The sequence below is a fragment of the Brevibacillus dissolubilis genome, assembly GCF_006170445.1.
GTDB classification, from domain to species: domain Bacteria; phylum Bacillota; class Bacilli; order Brevibacillales; family Brevibacillaceae; genus Brevibacillus_B; species Brevibacillus_B dissolubilis.
Genome location: NZ_VCNA01000002.1, coordinates 553,587 through 570,491 on the forward strand (window position 1 = coordinate 553,587; position 16,905 = coordinate 570,491).

16 protein-coding genes are annotated in these 16,905 nt (G+C 53.0%); 3 read left to right on the top strand and 13 right to left on the bottom strand.

Annotation, left to right across the window (positions count from 1 at the left end; translation table 11 throughout):
* The first annotated feature begins 219 nt into the window (after positions 1-219).
* Complete coding sequence (locus FGI41_RS04590; RefSeq protein ID WP_438358006.1) at positions 220-1,251, top strand: YeiH family protein; 1,032 nt, start codon at positions 220-222, stop codon at positions 1,249-1,251.
* 151 nt (positions 1,252-1,402) lie between these two features.
* Here FGI41_RS04590 and FGI41_RS04595 read toward each other — a convergent pair whose 3' ends face one another.
* Positions 1,403-2,023, bottom strand: coding sequence for an isoprenylcysteine carboxyl methyltransferase family protein (locus FGI41_RS04595; protein WP_139488756.1), 621 nt, complete (start codon positions 2,021-2,023; stop codon positions 1,403-1,405).
* A gap of 67 nt (positions 2,024-2,090) precedes the next feature.
* Positions 2,091-3,227, bottom strand: a complete 1,137-nt coding sequence (locus FGI41_RS04600; protein ID WP_368656557.1) for a type III polyketide synthase — start codon at positions 3,225-3,227, stop codon at positions 2,091-2,093.
* Between the two features lie 149 nt (positions 3,228-3,376).
* Between FGI41_RS04600 and FGI41_RS04605 the strand changes: the two genes are divergently transcribed.
* The gene (locus tag FGI41_RS04605; protein WP_139488758.1) at positions 3,377-3,667 is read left to right on the top strand and encodes a hypothetical protein; all 291 of its coding nucleotides are present in this window, start codon (positions 3,377-3,379) and stop codon (positions 3,665-3,667) included.
* Between the two features lie 204 nt (positions 3,668-3,871).
* Here the strand turns inward: FGI41_RS04605 and FGI41_RS04610 are convergent, their stop codons facing one another.
* The 6 genes from FGI41_RS04610 to FGI41_RS04635 all read right to left on the bottom strand — a co-directional run bounded on the left by FGI41_RS04610 (position 3,872) and on the right by FGI41_RS04635 (position 12,707).
* The gene (locus tag FGI41_RS04610) at positions 3,872-6,418 is read right to left on the bottom strand and encodes an AAA family ATPase (protein WP_139488759.1); all 2,547 of its coding nucleotides are present in this window, start codon (positions 6,416-6,418) and stop codon (positions 3,872-3,874) included.
* Between the two features lie 215 nt (positions 6,419-6,633).
* Complete coding sequence (locus FGI41_RS04615; RefSeq protein WP_139488760.1) at positions 6,634-6,837, bottom strand: hypothetical protein; 204 nt, start codon at positions 6,835-6,837, stop codon at positions 6,634-6,636.
* 176 nt (positions 6,838-7,013) lie between these two features.
* Positions 7,014-7,355, bottom strand: coding sequence for a hypothetical protein (locus FGI41_RS04620; protein WP_139488761.1), 342 nt, complete (start codon positions 7,353-7,355; stop codon positions 7,014-7,016).
* A 14-nt stretch (positions 7,356-7,369) separates the two neighbouring features.
* Positions 7,370-9,850 carry a DNA gyrase/topoisomerase IV subunit A gene (locus FGI41_RS04625; protein WP_139488762.1) on the bottom strand — a complete coding sequence of 827 codons (2,481 nt, stop codon included), beginning with the start codon at positions 9,848-9,850 and terminating at the stop codon, positions 7,370-7,372.
* Between the two features lie 2 nt (positions 9,851-9,852).
* A complete protein-coding gene (locus FGI41_RS04630; protein ID WP_139488763.1) occupies positions 9,853-11,811 on the bottom strand; it encodes a DNA gyrase/topoisomerase IV subunit B in 1,959 nt (652 codons plus the stop codon).
* A gap of 149 nt (positions 11,812-11,960) precedes the next feature.
* Positions 11,961-12,707 carry a YebC/PmpR family DNA-binding transcriptional regulator gene (locus FGI41_RS04635; RefSeq protein WP_139488764.1) on the bottom strand — a complete coding sequence of 249 codons (747 nt, stop codon included), beginning with the start codon at positions 12,705-12,707 and terminating at the stop codon, positions 11,961-11,963.
* 196 nt (positions 12,708-12,903) lie between these two features.
* Between FGI41_RS04635 and FGI41_RS04640 the strand changes: the two genes are divergently transcribed.
* Complete coding sequence (locus FGI41_RS04640) at positions 12,904-13,296, top strand: YflT domain-containing protein (protein WP_139488765.1); 393 nt, start codon at positions 12,904-12,906, stop codon at positions 13,294-13,296.
* Between the two features lie 55 nt (positions 13,297-13,351).
* On the opposite strand, the gene FGI41_RS04645 is transcribed toward FGI41_RS04640, so the two are convergent.
* From FGI41_RS04645 to FGI41_RS04665, 5 genes are all read right to left on the bottom strand, one after another.
* Complete coding sequence (locus FGI41_RS04645) at positions 13,352-14,194, bottom strand: alpha/beta fold hydrolase (RefSeq protein WP_139488766.1); 843 nt, start codon at positions 14,192-14,194, stop codon at positions 13,352-13,354.
* A gap of 120 nt (positions 14,195-14,314) precedes the next feature.
* The gene (locus FGI41_RS04650; protein WP_139488767.1) at positions 14,315-14,623 is read right to left on the bottom strand and encodes a DUF1292 domain-containing protein; all 309 of its coding nucleotides are present in this window, start codon (positions 14,621-14,623) and stop codon (positions 14,315-14,317) included.
* Positions 14,613-15,140: a hypothetical protein gene (locus FGI41_RS04655; protein ID WP_139488768.1), complete on the bottom strand. Its 528-nt coding sequence runs from the start codon at positions 15,138-15,140 to the stop codon at positions 14,613-14,615. Before FGI41_RS04655 ends, FGI41_RS04650 begins: the two co-directional genes overlap by 11 nt.
* Before the next feature lie 30 nt (positions 15,141-15,170).
* Complete coding sequence (locus FGI41_RS04660) at positions 15,171-15,422, bottom strand: DUF3892 domain-containing protein (protein WP_176560144.1); 252 nt, start codon at positions 15,420-15,422, stop codon at positions 15,171-15,173.
* Positions 15,423-16,011: 589 nt separating this feature from the next.
* Positions 16,012-16,797 (bottom strand): LysM peptidoglycan-binding domain-containing protein, encoded by a 786-nt coding sequence (locus tag FGI41_RS04665; RefSeq protein WP_139488769.1) that lies wholly within the window; start codon positions 16,795-16,797, stop codon positions 16,012-16,014.
* Positions 16,798-16,905 lie beyond the last annotated feature (108 nt).

Sequence of the window (16,905 nt, forward strand, 5' to 3'; positions counted from 1 at the left end):
ATATCAGTTTACTTATGGTAGTTATCAGAATGATTTATTTTTCTTATCCTATGATTTGCTTTATTCTGAAAGCACGAACAGCTGGTGAAAAAACGGCGGGCTACCTCGCCATGAAGTTCCGGATTCGGACGTCTGACGCTGACTTCGGAAATCTTATGACGGCTTCGGGCTTCAGTGCCCGGTACTTTTCCTTGGAGGGAATCAAACATGGAAACTCACATGACTGGAACAGATAAATTGATAGCAGCGACACCAGATCACACGTCAAAGCCGCTTTGGATATGGACAAAAGGGATTTTACTCCCGCTCCTGCTCGCTTTCACTGGAATCGGCTTGGCTTACGTACCAGGGTTCGCTGAGGCGGGGCCGCTGGCATGTGCGATCGTGATTGCGGTAGGTTATCGGCAGGTTTTTGGCTATCCGGAGGAGCTTCGCCCGGGAATTCAGTTCGTCGGAAAAAAGCTGCTGCGGGTGGCGATTGTGCTGTTTGGCTTGAAGCTGAACGTGGCGGTGATTTTTGACCAAGGCTTGGGACTGCTATTGCGGGATGCGGCGGTGATTGGCTTCTCCATCGGCGTGATGATGATCATCTCCAGATGGTTGCAAGCTGACAGAGGGCTTTCTCTTTTGCTTGGCATCGGTACTGGAGTGTGCGGAGCAGCAGCCATTGCAGCGGTCTCCCCGATTCTTAAGGCCAAACGCGAAGAAACCGCTATGGCTATCGGTTTGATCGCATTGGTCGGGACAGTGTTTGCCGTAGGCTACACACTCCTGCGCCCGTATCTTGGACTCTCTGCCGAAGCATACGGCATGTGGGCGGGGCTGAGCCTGCATGAGATTGCACATGTCGCACTGGCGGGCGCACCTGCTGGTCAAGACGGATTGGCGATGGCACTGTTGGCAAAATTGGGCCGTGTGATGCTCTTGGTTCCACTGTGCTTCATCCTGATGTGGTGGATGAGACGGCGGGAAGGAGCCGACAGCGGGAGCAAGGTGGATTTTCCGTGGTTTTTGCTCGGATTTATCGCCATGAGTCTCTTCGGGAGCTTCGTGCTTGGCAACCTCATCGTGATCCCGAGTGTCGTGCTTGATCATGTCTCTGTCGTGACCTCGTTCCTGCTGACGATGGCGATGGCGGCGATGGGCTTGGAGGTGAATCTGCGCGACCTGCGGACAAAAGCGATGCGGCCGCTTGTGGCGATGGTGATGACATCAGTGCTTTTAACAGGGTTGACATATTGGATGGTTTAGTGGGAGCCAGAGACACGCAGACGATGGAACCCCAATCCGTCCTACCTCCCCACGCTTGTCTGGCTGGGTATCCCTTCTTCATGAAAAAAGTCAGCCGGAGTAAAATCTGGCTGACTTTTTTACTGCCTTAGCCTTTTCGCCTTCTCTTCCCCTACTCATCAGAGCGGCGCCTTGCTCCCAGCAGCCGCCACTTTGTTTTCATCGCTTCTTCATACCCGGTTTCTTTGCACAAGACCGCTTCTTCTACCCGGATTCGTTCGCGCAGCACGAAGATATTGAGGACGGAAAACACCGCCGCTGTGATCACCGCGCCAAAAGCCATCGGCAAGGCCAACAGCTCCAGCACCACCACCATGTAATTGGGATGGCGCATATATCGATATGGCCCGTGCACGACAGGCTCACTCCCCGGCAGGACGATAATCCGCGTGTTCCAGAATTTCCCGAGCGAAAGCAGGCACCAAGCACGAATGAACTGCACGACAAGAAAAACCGTCAGCGGTGCGGCACTGGGCAATGCATTCTGCAGACCCCGCGCGTATACCTCGGCAAACAGACTGAGAAAAAAGCCCATATGTACGGCGACGATGTAAGGATAATGCTCGGACCCCACCTCGTATCCGCCGATGGAGCGCATAAAGGCGGCGTTACGCTTGGCAATGACCTGCTCAAAGAGCCGTTGCAGAATGACAAAAGCAAGGACGGCATGGAACCATGTCAGGGATAGAACGGATGGGACAAGTTCAGTTAACGTGTTGGACAAAACGGTCATGATGTGTAACACCTCCTTGGTTGGATATAGATCACCTGTTTGAATTGTCGGCTACGTACCACCTGACTTACCACCTGATAAGCACCTGCTCGCATGAGAACCCCGGCCCAAGGGACAGCACAAGTCCGTAATCCCCTTCTCTGTGTGCCGCCCCTGTCAGCTCCTTTTCCATCACGTACAACACAGTGCAGGACGACATATTTCCCCGCGTACGCAGGACTTCACGAGCATGGGTCAGCATCTCAGACGGAAGGCCCAGCGACTCTTCATAGGCCATCAGTACCTTCATGCCACCCGGATGAGCGATCACACTTGACAATTCACTGGCACAGAGTCCCTGATCAGCGAGAAAGCGGTGAATCTCCGGTTGAATCATCGTGCCGATGAGCGTCGGAATATCTTTGGAAAAAATCACTTTCAGCCCGTCGTCCCTAATGTCCCAGCCCATCACATCCATGGTGTCGGGAAATAACGTCGAGCGTGTAGCGATGATCGTCGGCTGTCCCTGTGGTTCTTGGTTCTGAGCAGTTGGCACCTCATCCCCTGTCACCAGTACAGCCGCCGCTCCGTCCGCGAACAGACCGGTGGCGATCAGGTTGCTTTTGCTCCGATCCTGCTGCATAAACGTAAGCCCGCAAAGCTCCACACAACAGATCAGCACCCGCTCGTGCGGATGAGCTTTGGCGAGATCATAGCCGCGGGCAAGTCCTGCCACACCACCCGCGCAGCCAAGACCGAAGATGGGTGTCCGCTTCACGTTGCTTTTCATCCCCAGCTCGTTAATCAGATGCGCGTCGATGCTGGGCGTCGAGATCCCCGTCGTCGACACATACACGAGATGGTCGATATCCTGCGGGGTTAGACCCGCTTTTTGCAGACAGTTCTGGATCGCCTGTTTGCTCATCGTGATGGCATGCCGGATATAGAGGCTGTTCTTCTCCTCCCAGCTGTGCGACTCAGCAAACCATTCGATCGGCTGGCAAAAATAGCGGGTATCAATCTGGGAAGAAGCAAAGATCGGCATCAGCCGCTCAATGTCGCGGAAGTCTTGCTGGAACAGGTTTTGGACGAAATCCCGTGCGGTATTCTGAGAAACCTGGTGAGGCGGCGTGACCACTCCGACCGAAGCAATCGCTGGCATAGTTCCCCTCCTTTTTTGCATCCGTACAGGTCTACCTATGATTAGCAAGCTTAGGCTTGCCATTTTTTAGGACGACTATGTATGATCAGTGGTAGAGCTTTTCACAGGTTTGTACGCAGGATTGTCGATATTTTGAGCAAAAAAGCAACGGAAATCGGTTATAGTAGGTAGAAGTACAGAATGTTGAAGACTGACAGAGGTGTGTACGGAACATGTTTATCATCGGAGTGTTGGTCGTTGTGGCCATCGTGATGGAGGTTTTCGACCGGTTGAACCCTTTCAAAAAGCCGGAGCCCAGTTATCAAGAGCTGGTCGACCGGATCAAGGCGGCGGCTTGGTACCAGGAGCTGTACCAAGAGGAGCGCTACCGCCGTGTGCTGGAGGAAGATCCACATGTGGTGGCCTTCTACAGCGGGCCGTATGAAGCGAAGCGGCTTTTGGAAAATGAGGGGTATCAGCTTGGGTTGATTGATTATGTGAAAGAACAAGCGGGACGGGGTTAGACCGGGCCGTTGTGCTTGAGCTGACAGCAATCACTGGGTGTTAGATTGCATGAATAGAAAAAGGCTTCCCTGTTCCATTTGGATAGAGGGGAAGCCTTTTTGATATTTGCGCCCAATGCCTACCATCGCAGCTCCTCGATGGCTTGGCATATTCAGAACCTTGGCTCGTTGAGACAACTTGACTCTGGCAGGCATCTTCTTTTTCTACTTTTCAAACAACCGTTTAAAATCATCCCAAACCAACTCGCTCAGCCGATCCCCGTCCAGCTGCTCCATCGGCAGCTCCGACAGTCGTAGCGCCTGCTCTTGAATCGCCTCGTGAACGAGGTTATAGGCCAAGCGTCCATTCCCCTGCAACCCTCGCGCCTCCTGCCAACGGTGCAGCTCCTCCGCAAGCCGCTCTTCTACGCCTGAATCCATCCGATATCCTGCGTCTGCCACCGCTTTTTGCATAATCGCCAGCAGTTCCTCCACGGTATAGTCAGGGAAATCAACATACTTCTTAAACCGCGACGCCAACCCCGGATTGCTCAGAATGAACTGCTCCATCTCGTACGGATAGCCTGCCAGCACCACGACCAGATTCTCACCGTGCCTGCTGATCTCATCTACGAGTGTCGTAACCGCTTCTTTGCCATAATCCTGACCGCCCATGCTCTGAGTGAGCGAGTATGCTTCGTCGATGAAGAGCACACCGCCCAAGGCTTCACGGATTTTGCGCTTCGTTTTACTAGCAGTCTGTCCTACATAGTCCGCGACGAGATCAGCCCGGCTCGCGGTGACGAGATGTCCGCGTTTGAGATAGCCTGTCTCGCGCAGAATCCCGGCGTAGAGCTTCGCGACCGTCGTCTTCCCCGTCCCCGGATGGCCGGTAAAAACAGCGTGGAGCTCAACTGGAACAGACGGCAACCCCTGTTCTTGACGGCGGCACTGGATGGTGAGGAAGGCGGCGATTTTTTTCATCTCTGCCTTGAGATTGGACAGACCGATCATCTGCTCAAGCTTGGCCGTGGCGGATAATTGGTCTCCTGTTGCTTCCCCGCGTCTTCCCCCCTGCATCACGTCCTCCGCTTCGATTACGGTAAAATCCCCAATCGTCAGCTGCCCTTCCCCCGCCTCAACCCGTCTGCCTTTTGCAAAAATCGCTTCCATCACAATCTGCTTGACCGCGCGAGCATTGCCGAAGGTCTCGTCAACCCGCTCCTGGCCGACACGCTGGCGAATGGCATACAAGGCGTCCGGCGTAATCGTATAGTCATTATACGCTGCCACCTTCACTGCAATCTGAAGAAGTTCATCGTCAGTAAAATCAGGCAGCTCATACTGTCCACTCTCAGGAAAACGGCTGCGCAATCCAGGATTGGCCTGCAAGAAATGGCGCATTTCCTCAGGATAACCTGCGAGAATGACAACGAATGTCCCGGCATATTCCCCGCCGGTCATCGCCGCTACCAACGTATCGACAGCCACTTGCCCATAATCACTGCCCGAGCTGTCCGCCCGCTTGAGACTGTATGCTTCATCAATAAAAAGTACGCCCCCTGCCGCACGTCGGATCACTTCCATCGTGCGTTGCTCGGTCTGCCCGACATAGGCCCCGACCAGATGAGAGCGGTCTACCTCAACCACCTCATCCCGCTCCAGCAGGCCCAGCTCGTGATAAAGACGGGCGATCAGGCGAGCCAAAGTGGTTTTTCCTGTACCGGGATTGCCCATCAGCACGAGATGCAGAGATGGCTGGTCTTGCAGCATCCAACCTTTTTCACTGCGGATCTGCTGATAGGTAAGATAGTGGGAAAGCTGGCGAATACGCTCTTTGATGTCGTGCAGGCCGATGAGTTCTTCGATGGCGTCCAGAGCGGAAGGGGGCGGTTCGATGTGATCCCAGTCGGCGAACGATTCATCCTCCATCTGTGCTGTGAGCAGCTCTGTAATCTTGTTCTCAGTCTCAGCTACGCTCTCTAATGCAGTCTGTAACCTGTCCATCAGCTCTGACGAATAGAAAATTCCCTGCAACGAATCGGAATAAGCCCTCGCCCGTCCGATCACTTCTTGGAGAAGCTCTACGGCTTGTACGGTGAGCTGGCGGAGATGGTGATAGCTTTGCTCCCGAGCTGTATCAGCCGCCAGTGAAGCCTCTTCCCCAGCCGCAATCAGATCCAAAAACCGCTCCCCTTCAGCCAACCTCCCCTCCGCTATGCTGATCAACGCCTCCACCTGCTTCTTCCGGTTGGCAGCGTTGTCCGTCTCGCGGATGGTGGGAAACGCTTGTTGGGCCCTACGAGATCGTACCAGCATGTGCAAATTGAGTTCACCGTACAACTCTGCCGCTTGTGGATAGCTCGGATCAAGCTGGCGCGCTCGGTGTGTCCACTCCTTGACCAGCGCCATTCCATCCGCGCCCGTCTTCCGCTTTCGTCCGTCCTCTGTCTGCTGACGCCCGTCCTTTGTCTGCATTCGTCCGTCCTTTGCCAACTTTCGCCCTTCCTCTATCTGCCTCTGTCCGTTTTTCCTCCGCACTTGCTCGTTCTTCCCCTGCTTGTGCCATCTCGCCTCTGCCAAAATCGTCAGCAACACAGCTTCCGCACGGTCCAACTGCGCCTCATCCACACTCCCCTGCTTCCGCGCCCGCTCCACGAACGGCAACAGCCGCAAAGCCTCTGCCTCCAGTTCCACCGCCTGTGTGCTCAGGTGATTTCGTAACCCTTCTATATCAGAAAGCCAATCCAGCTCCCGTGTCTGCATATCCATACCTCCGTGCTTACGTCCATGATGCCATTCAAGCTGCTTGTGGTTAATCAGTTCTCCCCTCAGTATATACGATTTGCACAGAGAAACAGGAAGTTTGATTGTATGTAGACGGCAAAAAAACCACCCTGTTCACCGAGGTGGTCATTCCCAATTCCAGCCTATCTTTTCTCAGTCCAACCCACATAAAAAAAGCGACCCGTCACGAGTCGCCATTCTTACAGCTTCAGATTACCCAGTTCGATATTCGCCTTAACCTCTGCAAGCGCTTCTTCGTACACATCGCTTTCGTGGTCGGCTGACACTTTGAACTGAGTGATCAGTTTTTCCCCGCTGCGCACCTGCACATTGTATTGGGAGTCACCATCATAGGTTGTTGCAAAATTGAGCTGACGTCCATTTACTTCCATCGTTTTTTCCATTCGCTCATCACCTCCACGCTTAGTTTTACCAATCGCGGGAAAAAAAATCGGGAAATGCGGCGAATTTTGCGCTTGCCGGGGAAATAACGCGGCAGGACAGACAGGTAAAACAACGAAAAAACCCGTTGCCCGCTTACGAACTGCCGGATCAACGGGTTTTCTGCAGCAACTACGGCTTACACCTCAGAAAAATCCGCGAGCACGGTTTCCTGTGTCACTTGCTTGCCATCAGGCAGAGTAACACGCACGAAGCCTTTTTCCTGAGCGGTGGCTTGCCCCTCGTTCATCCAGTCAAAGCAGAACGTATAGCGCTTTTTCTCAAACGCCTGCTCTTCACTCAAAGTGTCGAGGATCTCGCGCAGGGTGGAGGACAGTAGCGGAACACTGATCCGCTCGCCGTCTACGCTTGGCAGAGCGAGGTATTTAGGGGCATCTTCAAAATATTGAACGGTGTCAAGCAACAAGGAAACCTGTTGCCAGTTAAGCTCACTCACAAACTCTTCAAACGGCTTAGCCATCGGGAATCATTCCTTTATTGTTTGTCGGCAGTATCTGTATCCTCAAGCGGAATCGTCGCTTCTAACGAGATATCCTGTACACCATCGTCGATCACTTTGAGTCCGATTGAACCCGGATCATTGATTGGCACTTTACCGGCATCAAGCAACACTTCGTCACCTTTTGCCGTGAGGATATAGACCACTTCAGACGTCATTTGTTCGAGCTGGGCAAAGCGGACGACGTGTGCTTTGGTTTTGCGGCGGCGGATTAGAAGTTGCCCCTTGCCGCTGCGGGCCTGCAGGTTGAGTTCGCCCACGAAATTGCGTTTGACCACACCCTCTTCGGTGATGATACGCAGGACTGTGTCGTCGTTTTCTTCGCCTTTGGTGACGAACATGTGGATCACTTCATCACCAGCCGACAGGGTAATCGCCTTGACCCCGCTGGTAGCACGTCCGGTCGGTGAGACTTCTTCCTGTTTGAAACGGATGCTCATACCATCGCGGGTCACCACGAGGAAGGCTCCTGTGTCATCGACTAGTTCAACCGTAATGAACTCGTCCTCGTCGTTTTTCAGCTTGGCTGCTACGAAGGAACCAGAACGGCTGGTGGCGTAGTCAGTCAACGCTGATTTTTTGATCAGACCGGATTTGGTCATGTGAGTGACGAAGAGCGGCGTCTGCGGTGCAAAATTCTCCACGATACGCATCGCGATAATCCGCTGTCCTTTTTCGAGCGGGATGACGTTGACAAGTGCGGTACCGATATCCTTCCACTTGGCGTCCGGGATGGTATCGACAAGCACCGCGAAGTATTTCCCGTCTTGGGTAAAGAACAGGGCGGTGTGGGCCGTATTCGTCGAGACGAACTGCTTGACGCGGTCGCCTTCTTTGACCCCGCAGGAATCGATATCTCCGCCTGCTGACTTGAAGGAGCGCGGGCTTGTCCGCTTGATATAGCCTTGATTGGTCAGCGTAATGATGCAATCCTCTGCATTGATCTGCATCGCAAGGTCTATCTTAATCTCTTCGATTTCGCCTTGGATTTCGCTGAGGCGCGGTTCGGCGTACTTTTTCTTGATGTCGGAGAGCTCGCCGACGATGACGCTGATCAGCTTTTTCTCGCTGGCGAGGATCGCTTCCAGCTCGGTGATCTCTTTGCCGAGTGCTTCGAGTTCCTTTTCCAGCTTGACGATGTCGATACGGGTCAGGGACGCCAGCTGGATCGCAAGAATCGCGTCGGCCTGCACATCAGAGAAGCCGAACTTCTCGGTGATGTTCTTCTTCGCATCGGCACGGTCTTCGGAATCCATGATCGTATCGACGATTTCACGCAGGATGGAGCGGGCTTTGATCAAGCCTTCGACGACTTCCTGTCGGTGTTTTTTGCGTTCCAGATCATAAGCAGAACGGCGGGTAACGACTTCCTTCTGGTGCGTGATGTAGGCGTTGAGCAACTGTTTGAGCCCCATCTGCTTGATCGTACCCTCGTGAATCGCGTTCATGTTGTAGTTGTAGAAGATCTGCAGATCGGTGTTTTTGTACAGGTAGTTGAGGATCTGTTGTGGGTCAGCTTCTTTGCGGATGTCGATGACGATGCGGACTTTTTTCAGCTCCGCCTCTTTACGTCCGGTCTCGTCGCGAATGGTGAGTGCGCCTTCGACTTTACGCTCCATCAGGAGTTCATCGATCTGAGCGACCAGCTTGGACTTGACGACATCGTACGGAATCTCGCTGATGACGATGCGCTTGACCTTACCGCCTTTTGGCTCATCCACATCGGCACGGGCACGGATGATGAATTGACCGCGTCCTGTCTCAAATGCTTTCCTGATCCCGGACACACCCTGGATGATCCCTCCTGTCGGGAAGTCTGGGCCTTTGACATGGGTCATCAGCTCATCGAGGGTGATCTCCGGATTTTTCATCTGGGCAATCGTCGCATCGATCACTTCGCCCAGGTTATGGGTCGGGATATCCGTGGCAAAACCTACGGCGATCCCGGATGCACCATTCACCAGCAGGTTCGGAAAACGCGCTGGCAGCACAGATGGCTGCTGTGTGGAGTTATCATAGTTCGGAATGAACGTAACGGTATCTTTTTCAATGTCGCGCAGCATTTCATTGGCCAGCGCAGACAGCTTCGCCTCGGTATAACGCATCGCCGCAGGCGGGTCGGCGTCCAAGCTACCGAAGTTCCCTTGGCCTTGGATCAAGACATGGCGCATCTTCCACCATTGGGCCATACGCACCATGGTTTCGTAGATCGCGCTGTCGCCGTGCGGGTGATACGTACCCATCACCGTACCGACCGTTTTGGCCGATTTACGGTAGGCTTTGTCAAACGTATTGCCCTCTTCATACATCGCGTACAGAATACGACGCTGTACCGGCTTGAGGCCGTCACGGGCATCAGGAATCGCGCGTGAGAGGATAACCAGGTTGGCATAATCCCCAAAGCGCTTCCCCATGATTTCGGTGAAGCTTTGCTTAATAATCTGGTTGGAGTACATCCTTACTCATCCTCTCCCATCTCAAAGGTGACATGGTTCTCAATCCATTCACGGCGCGGCGGAACTTTATCGCCCATGAGAGTGGTGATGAGCTTCTCGCTGGCTGGCAGGTTTTCATCCAGCGCGATTTGGATCAGCTTGCGGTTTTCCGGGTCCATCGTGGTCTCCCACAGCTGCTCAGGGTTCATCTCACCGAGACCTTTATAACGGGTGATTTTCGCCCCGCGGCCTACTTTCTTAAGAGCAGCCTCCAGCTCGTAGTCATCCCAGCAATAGATCACGTCAGACTTCTTGCCTTCCTTGGTGACCGAGTAGAGCGGCGGCTGGGCGATATAGAGACGGCCTGCCTTGACCAGCTCCTGCATGTAGCGGAAGAAGAACGTGAGAAGCAGAGTCTGGATGTGTGATCCGTCGACGTCCGCGTCCGACATGATGATGATTTTGTCAAAAGCGCAGTTCTCCACATTCATCTCATCGCCGAGGTCGGTCTCGAGTACCTCCAGAATCGTGCGGAACTCTTCGTTGGCCAGCACTTCGGACAGCTTCGCCTTCTCGGTGTTGAGCGGTTTTCCCTTCAGGCTGAAAATCGCTTGGAATTCCGCGCTGCGCGCCTGCTTGGCAGAACCGCCCGCAGAGTCACCCTCGACGAGGAACAGTTCATTACGGCTCTTGTCCTTGTTTTGAGGTGGCGTATATTTTTCCGAGATGGATTTGCGCTTCTTGGCACCTTTGCCTTTTTTGTCGCCGCGCAGGGCTTCCCGCTGTTTGCGGAGCTCTTCACGGATTTGGGCGGATTTGACCGCTTTTTCGACGAGCAGCTTGGCGATTTCCGGGTTTTCCTCGAGGAAAAAGCCCAGCTTCTCACCGACGATCTGCTCTACTGTCGCACGCGCTTCTTCGTTCCCCAGCTTATCCTTGGTCTGGGACTCGAACTGCACGTCTGACATCTGCAGCGACAGCACGCCGAGGAAGCCTTCGCGCAGATCGTTCCCGGTCAGATTGGCGTCTTTTTCCTTGAGCAGCCCTTTTTTCCGGGCAAAATCGTTGAATACGCGTGTCGTCGCATTGCGAAAGCCAGTGACATGCGTACCGCCGTCGACGGTTGGAATGGAGTTGACATAAGAGACAAGTGTCTCGGTATAGCCATCGTTATATTGGAACGCCAGCTCAGCGTAAACGTTATCTTTTTCACCTTCAAAATAAACCGTAGGGTGCAGGGCGGCCTTGCCTTCGTTGAGATATTCCACATAAGTGCGGATGCCCTCTGGGTAGTGGAATTCGTCACGCTTGATTTCGCTGCCGCGTCTGTCTACCAGTACCATGCGGATGCCTTTGAGCAAAAAGGCGGTCTCGCGCATACGCTCACAGATCAGTTCATAATCAAATTTGGTCGTGGTAAAAACAGCTTCATCTGGCTTAAAGCTGACCGTGGTACCTGTTCGCTTGGTGGTACCGACGATATCAAGCCCGGTGACCGGTTTTCCGACGTGCTCTAGGCCGTTTTCATCGACCACATATTCATATCGTTGCTTGTAGATATTGCCTTCGCGGTGGATCTCCACCTCAAGCCATTTGGACAGGGCTACGACGACACTTGAACCTACGCCGTGCAGACCACCTGATTTTTTATAACCGCCGCCGCCAAATTTTCCCCCGGCATGCAGCGTGGTAAAAATAACTTCCGGCACAGGGCGTCCTGTCTTGTGCATCCCGGTCGGTATCCCCCGCCCGTGGTCCTCGACGCTGACGCTGCCGTCTTTGTATAACGTGACGATGATGGTGTCGTTGTAGCCGGCGAGACTTTCGTCTTTGGCATTGTCAACGATCTCCCAGACAAGATGATGAAGACCTCGGGTTCCTGTCGAACCTATGTACATCCCAGGGCGTTTCCGGACGGCAATAAGGCCTTCTAACACCTGAATGTCGTCTTCTGTATATGTCAGTGCTTGCTTTTCCGTCATTCGCTTCTCCCCTCTAAATCGTGTTACTGTTGTGAGCGAACACTTAATCGCTATTGTAAACCATTTGGCGGAGTAAAAAAACACGTTCGACAAAAAAAACGGGCCATCCCGCATGAGCAAGATGGCTTTGGATTGGCGTTCCGGCCTCTTTATCCCTGGATTTTTGCCAGTTCTTCTTCGTCGATTTCGTAGTTGGCGTAGACGTTTTGCACATCGTCGTTATCTTCGAAGGCGTCCATCATTTTCACCATTTTGACCGCATCTTCCCCTGTGATGCGAACGGTGTTTTGTGGAATCCACTGTACTTCCGCTTGGGCAAACTTGTAGCCTTCAGCTTCGAGCGCGCCTTTGACTTGGTCTAGTTCATGCGGGTGGGTCAGGATTTGGTAGTGGTCTTCGGTGGTTTCCATATCTTCCGCACCTGCTTCCACCGCTTGCATCAGCATGGTGTCTTCGTCGACTTCGAATTCTTCACGGTCGATCACGATGACGCCTTTTTTGTCAAACATAAAGCTGACGGAACCGGTCTCACCCATGTTGCCGCCGCGCTTGTTGAAGATCGCACGTACGTCTGCTGCGGTACGGTTGCGGTTGTCGGAGAGGCATTCGACAATAATCGCGCAGCCGCCTGGGCCGTAGCCTTCATAACGGATTTCTTCGTAGTTGTCTGCGTTGCCTTGATCGGTTGCTTTTTTGATCGCACGGTCGATGTTATCGACAGGCATATTGATGGCACGCGCATTGGCGATGACGGCTTTCAGCGCGAGGTTGGCGTTCGGGTCTGGACCGCCTTGTTTGGCTGTTACGTAGATTTGACGGGCAAGCTTAACGAATTGGTTGTTCTTCTTTTGGTCAGCTGCACCTTTTCTTCCGGCGAATAATTTAAACTTTGGCATGATGGATTCTCCTTACCATAGTGAATAAAGATGGTGAAAAACTAAAACTTTCGTCCAATCATATATTTTAGCAAAGACTATGGAACAGAAACAATATGGCTGGGAAAAAATTATCAGCAGCCGTTTGCCGTTAATCCCAAGTGAATCGGGCAAACTATCGGTTGTAGTTCACTACACGCAAAAGGGGGATTCTACGGTGCTTAGTGCGACGAAACCGTTTATCAAGCTGCATAAATACGACCAGAACCTCGTGTCCGACATTCAGGCGCTCAACTCTTCCGGTTACCACAAGGACGATATCTGGGTGATCAAGTGGAACCCGACGAAGAATCACTCTAACCAACGTAACAACTATTATAAATACAGCACCCATTTTGAGAGCGCGGTCGGCGATATTGACAGCAAAGCGCACTTCTTTGACAACGGTGGGGAAGAAATCCGCACCCGTCTGGAAAAGCTGGGTCTGACCAAGGACGAGGCTTCTGCGCTGTTCCGTGAGCTTCAGGAGACCGAAGCGACCTGCATTTTGGCGGTGCGTGATCTGAAGGATAACATCATCGAGATGAATACGCGGATTGCAGCACGATAACCAGCAGGGATGCCGGGCAGACTGTCAGTGGATTGGCGCTGACAGCCTGTCCCTTTTAGCGTTTCAACCAGTTTTTCACCTCATCTGCGACACGCTCAGGCGCATCCCAGTGGACCATATGGCCCGTGTTTTCGATGGCTACACAGACTGCGTCTGGATGATGGCTTTTCAAAAGATTCACACCATTCTCCCGTGCCAACTCCATCGTCGGAGGCATCGTTCCCCGCACAAGCAGGATCGGTGCGCTCACCCGATCATATACACGACGGAACGGTTCCTGGTAGAACGATTTCATGATCGCAAGCAGCGTCTCTTTGGTCACAATCAGCTGAATCCCTTCTGCTGTCTCCTGCATCGAATCACGGGTCATGTCATCCAGACGGTCGTTCCACCGGAAGGAAAATGCGCTGTAACGCGCAATTGCTTCTTTCCACGTGGCACAGCGAAAACTGCCGAGATACTCGTCCCACTCGCGCAGGCTCCGCTCCAAGCTGTCATGCGGGCGGTCCTGTGGTGCGACAAAGCCGCCGTCGAGCATGATCAGCCCTGTCACCTTATCTGGATAGGCAGCGGCGTAAAACAGGGAAAGGGCAGCCCCCCACGAGTGGCCCATCAGGGTAAACTGCGTCAGCCCAAGCACGGTCACGACGCCATCCAACCAAGCGGCGAGCGTAGTAAATAAGTATGAATTTTCAGTGGAGAAGCCAGGGGTGAGACCGTGCCCCGGCATATCTAACGCAACGAGATGATACTCGTCTTGGAGCAGCTCTGCCAATTCAAAAAAGCTGGCGGCACTGCCTGTAAGCCCATGGATGCAGAGGATGACAGGCTTATCGGGATTGCTCCAGAGATAGCCGTTAACGGTTTGGTCACCCAGCGTTAGGTTGATTTGTTGCATAGGACTTTACTCCCTTCTTTTGGTGATGGACATGCTTGTGAGAAGCCTATCGATCCAGTTACATATAGACGCAAAAACTCCCCAGAAGGTCAGGGGAGTTTTCACATGATGATGGTGGTTCTATTCTTCTTTCAGGTCAACGAGCTCGATGCCTTCGAGTACTTCGTTGAGTTTTGCGTGTGCTGCTTCTTCTTCGGATTCTTCGAGCTGAACGAGTTCGCCACCTTCGATTTTGAATACGAAAATGTCGATTTCGCCTTCTTCATCCATATCCTCTTCATCGATTGCTTCAGTCAGCGCCATGTATTGCTTGTTGTTGAGTTCGAACTTCGCGATTACTTCGAAGTCGCCGAGCTCGTCGCCGTTTTCATCGTCAAGGGAGATCAGGTCGCCCAATTCCAAGTCTTCGTATTTCATTTCATCTGTCATGTGTGTCCACTGCCTTTCTATTGTTGTTCTTTTTTATGTGAGATTTTCCCATCTGCAGCCAGACGACTGTCCCGGCGCGAAGCAGGACGTGAGTGTGTCCCAAGCGCAAAAGCGCCTCTTCGCCCTCGATGGTGCACTCGCCGTACATCAGGGTATGTACGATCTGCTTGACTTGCTTATAGGACAGACGTCCCAGGATCTGATCCTCCCCACGCAGAGAGTTCCGCAGCTTTTCGCGGCTGCGCAGATCCAATTGGTATGTAGAGAAATAGCGGAGCTTCCAAGCAAACTCCAGGTCGGTGGCATTTTTCTTCAGATGATTACAGCGGCTGCAGGCGTAATCGGTGTTCTCCGGTGAAGAAGTCCCGATGCCCTTGAGCCCGTATCGGTCCCGAAAGCTGGCCTGACGCATCTTGGTCTTGGGAATCAGATGCTCGATGGTCACTTCCTCCTGCTTGAGCGGACGGTGCCTACCCATGCAGACCGGGCTGATTTCACGATACCGACAGTATATCATATGAGCCACCACCTTTTTGGGTAAAGCGGGTTAGAACAAGGGGAGATTGTCCAGATTGTTCTCCTTGATGCCGTCTGGCTCACTGCGCAGGATGTCGCGTCCGTATTTGTGGAACACGTCAACATGGGCGAGTCTGCCTGCTTTGGCATCGGCGAGCGCGGTCTGGTAGTCCAGCTCCCTGCCTGTGTTGGTCCTAAAGGCGGTCAAGTTTCCGTCCTCGTTTTTGCGGACAGCGATTATCTGCTCTTGGGTGGATGGCTGCGGCTGTCCGAAACTTACCATAGCTTGATTGCTGTACGCATCGGGCTGGTACGGGGCACCGTAGCCCTGATAGACTTCACGGGCCATCTGAGCAAATCCGAGACCGGGGCGCGCTTGATTCATCCCTGCATATGGCTGACCCAATGCGGGATTCGGCATCGCTTGACCATACGCGTACGCCTGCGGCTGGTAGCTTTGAAAAGCTTGCATGTTCGCCTGCAGATTCGGCTGATAAACCTGTCCTTGTGGATAACCCATCCCCTGCTGCCCTTGATCACCTTGCCCAGCAGCTTGCGTATACGCCTGCGGCTGCAATGGTTGCTGCTGGCTCATCTGCTGCGTGTAGGACACCTGCTCTTGGGTCGGCATCATACTATACAGTGGGTCGACTCCCAAGGACTGCTGAGTGGACATGCCTTGATCAGCCTGTCGGTTAAACTTGTTGAAGACGTCGATAAAACCTGACTCATACATGTGGAATCCCCTCCTGTCAGGATTAGGATTCCTTGAAAGCTAGTCAATCATACACTTTCCATAAGAGAAAGTAAAGAAAGCCACCTAAAAAAAGATCCCGGAATTCGGGATCATCCACCTTTCCTATCCACCCTGTCTAAAAATAGACCGTTGTCCTCACCAAATCCTGAATACTGCCATCTTTCGCACTCCTTGTATATACCCACAGCTCCCCCGTATTGGCTGTAGGGGTCCGATCAAATGGCAGCGTTCCATAGGCAGGCGCCCCGATATCAGCGGTTGTGAAGCGTTCGTTCGATACAACCACACCGTTCGCATCCCGAAGCTGGTGCAATACGTTGGCCTCAAATGCCCTTGCCTGCCCTTCTATTCGTTGTCCTCTGCCCACTCTCGTACCCGGAAGTGGAGTCCACACCACGATATTGCGGGAAGTGGGCAACGGGAGGATGACATGATACCCCGGCCAGATCACATCTCCTTGAAAACCCGGCCGGCCTTCGTTGGCTTCCGAGATCCTTGCAGGCGGGATGCCGAACCTGCGTGAGACCGCGGCCAATGAATCCCCCTCCTGAATTTCGTAAATAAAGGCAGGAACCGTCAATGGTTGTGCCGGATTAATCAGATTCGGATTTTCGATCTGGTTAATCCCCGCCACTAAGTCAGGAGAGGCACCAAACCGAAGCGCTATACGAAAGAGTGTATCTCCAGATGCTACGATATAAGAAACCCGTCCTGTCTGCAAAAGAGTCGGTACAACCAGTACATCACCCGGGAAAATCAGGCCGGGGTCTGTCACTGGGGGATATAAATGATTGACCCGCAATATTTCTTCCGCCGAACTGTTGAACCGTTGGGCGATGGAGTACAGGGTATCTCCCTGACGTACGGTATAGATGCTGCTTTTCCTCAATACAATGGGCACAGTTCTCCCTCCGTTCTTTGTGTATGGGAAACGGACGATTCATGTATATGCGTATGAACAACCCGATTATTTATGCTCCCCTGCACCGGAGATGAACTTGAGCAAAAA

Coding starts and splice junctions, on each gene's coding strand:
- FGI41_RS04655 (WP_139488768.1), bottom strand. CDS start 15,140: ATGATATACTGTCGGTATCGTGAAATCAGCCCGGTCTGCATGGGTAGG.
- FGI41_RS04625 (WP_139488762.1), bottom strand. CDS start 9,850: ATGTACTCCAACCAGATTATTAAGCAAAGCTTCACCGAAATCATGGGG.
- FGI41_RS04595 (WP_139488756.1), bottom strand. CDS start 2,023: ATGACCGTTTTGTCCAACACGTTAACTGAACTTGTCCCATCCGTTCTA.
- FGI41_RS04635 (WP_139488764.1), bottom strand. CDS start 12,707: ATGCCAAAGTTTAAATTATTCGCCGGAAGAAAAGGTGCAGCTGACCAA.
- FGI41_RS04650 (WP_139488767.1), bottom strand. CDS start 14,623: ATGACAGATGAAATGAAATACGAAGACTTGGAATTGGGCGACCTGATC.
- FGI41_RS04615 (WP_139488760.1), bottom strand. CDS start 6,837: ATGGAAAAAACGATGGAAGTAAATGGACGTCAGCTCAATTTTGCAACA.
- FGI41_RS04610 (WP_139488759.1), bottom strand. CDS start 6,418: ATGGATATGCAGACACGGGAGCTGGATTGGCTTTCTGATATAGAAGGG.
- FGI41_RS04660 (WP_176560144.1), bottom strand. CDS start 15,422: ATGGTAAGTTTCGGACAGCCGCAGCCATCCACCCAAGAGCAGATAATC.
- FGI41_RS04605 (WP_139488758.1), top strand. CDS start 3,377: ATGTTTATCATCGGAGTGTTGGTCGTTGTGGCCATCGTGATGGAGGTT.
- FGI41_RS04630 (WP_139488763.1), bottom strand. CDS start 11,811: ATGACGGAAAAGCAAGCACTGACATATACAGAAGACGACATTCAGGTG.
- FGI41_RS04620 (WP_139488761.1), bottom strand. CDS start 7,355: ATGGCTAAGCCGTTTGAAGAGTTTGTGAGTGAGCTTAACTGGCAACAG.
- FGI41_RS04600 (WP_368656557.1), bottom strand. CDS start 3,227: ATGGCAAGCCTAAGCTTGCTAATCATAGGTAGACCTGTACGGATGCAA.
- FGI41_RS04590 (WP_438358006.1), top strand. CDS start 220: ATGACTGGAACAGATAAATTGATAGCAGCGACACCAGATCACACGTCA.
- FGI41_RS04645 (WP_139488766.1), bottom strand. CDS start 14,194: ATGCAACAAATCAACCTAACGCTGGGTGACCAAACCGTTAACGGCTAT.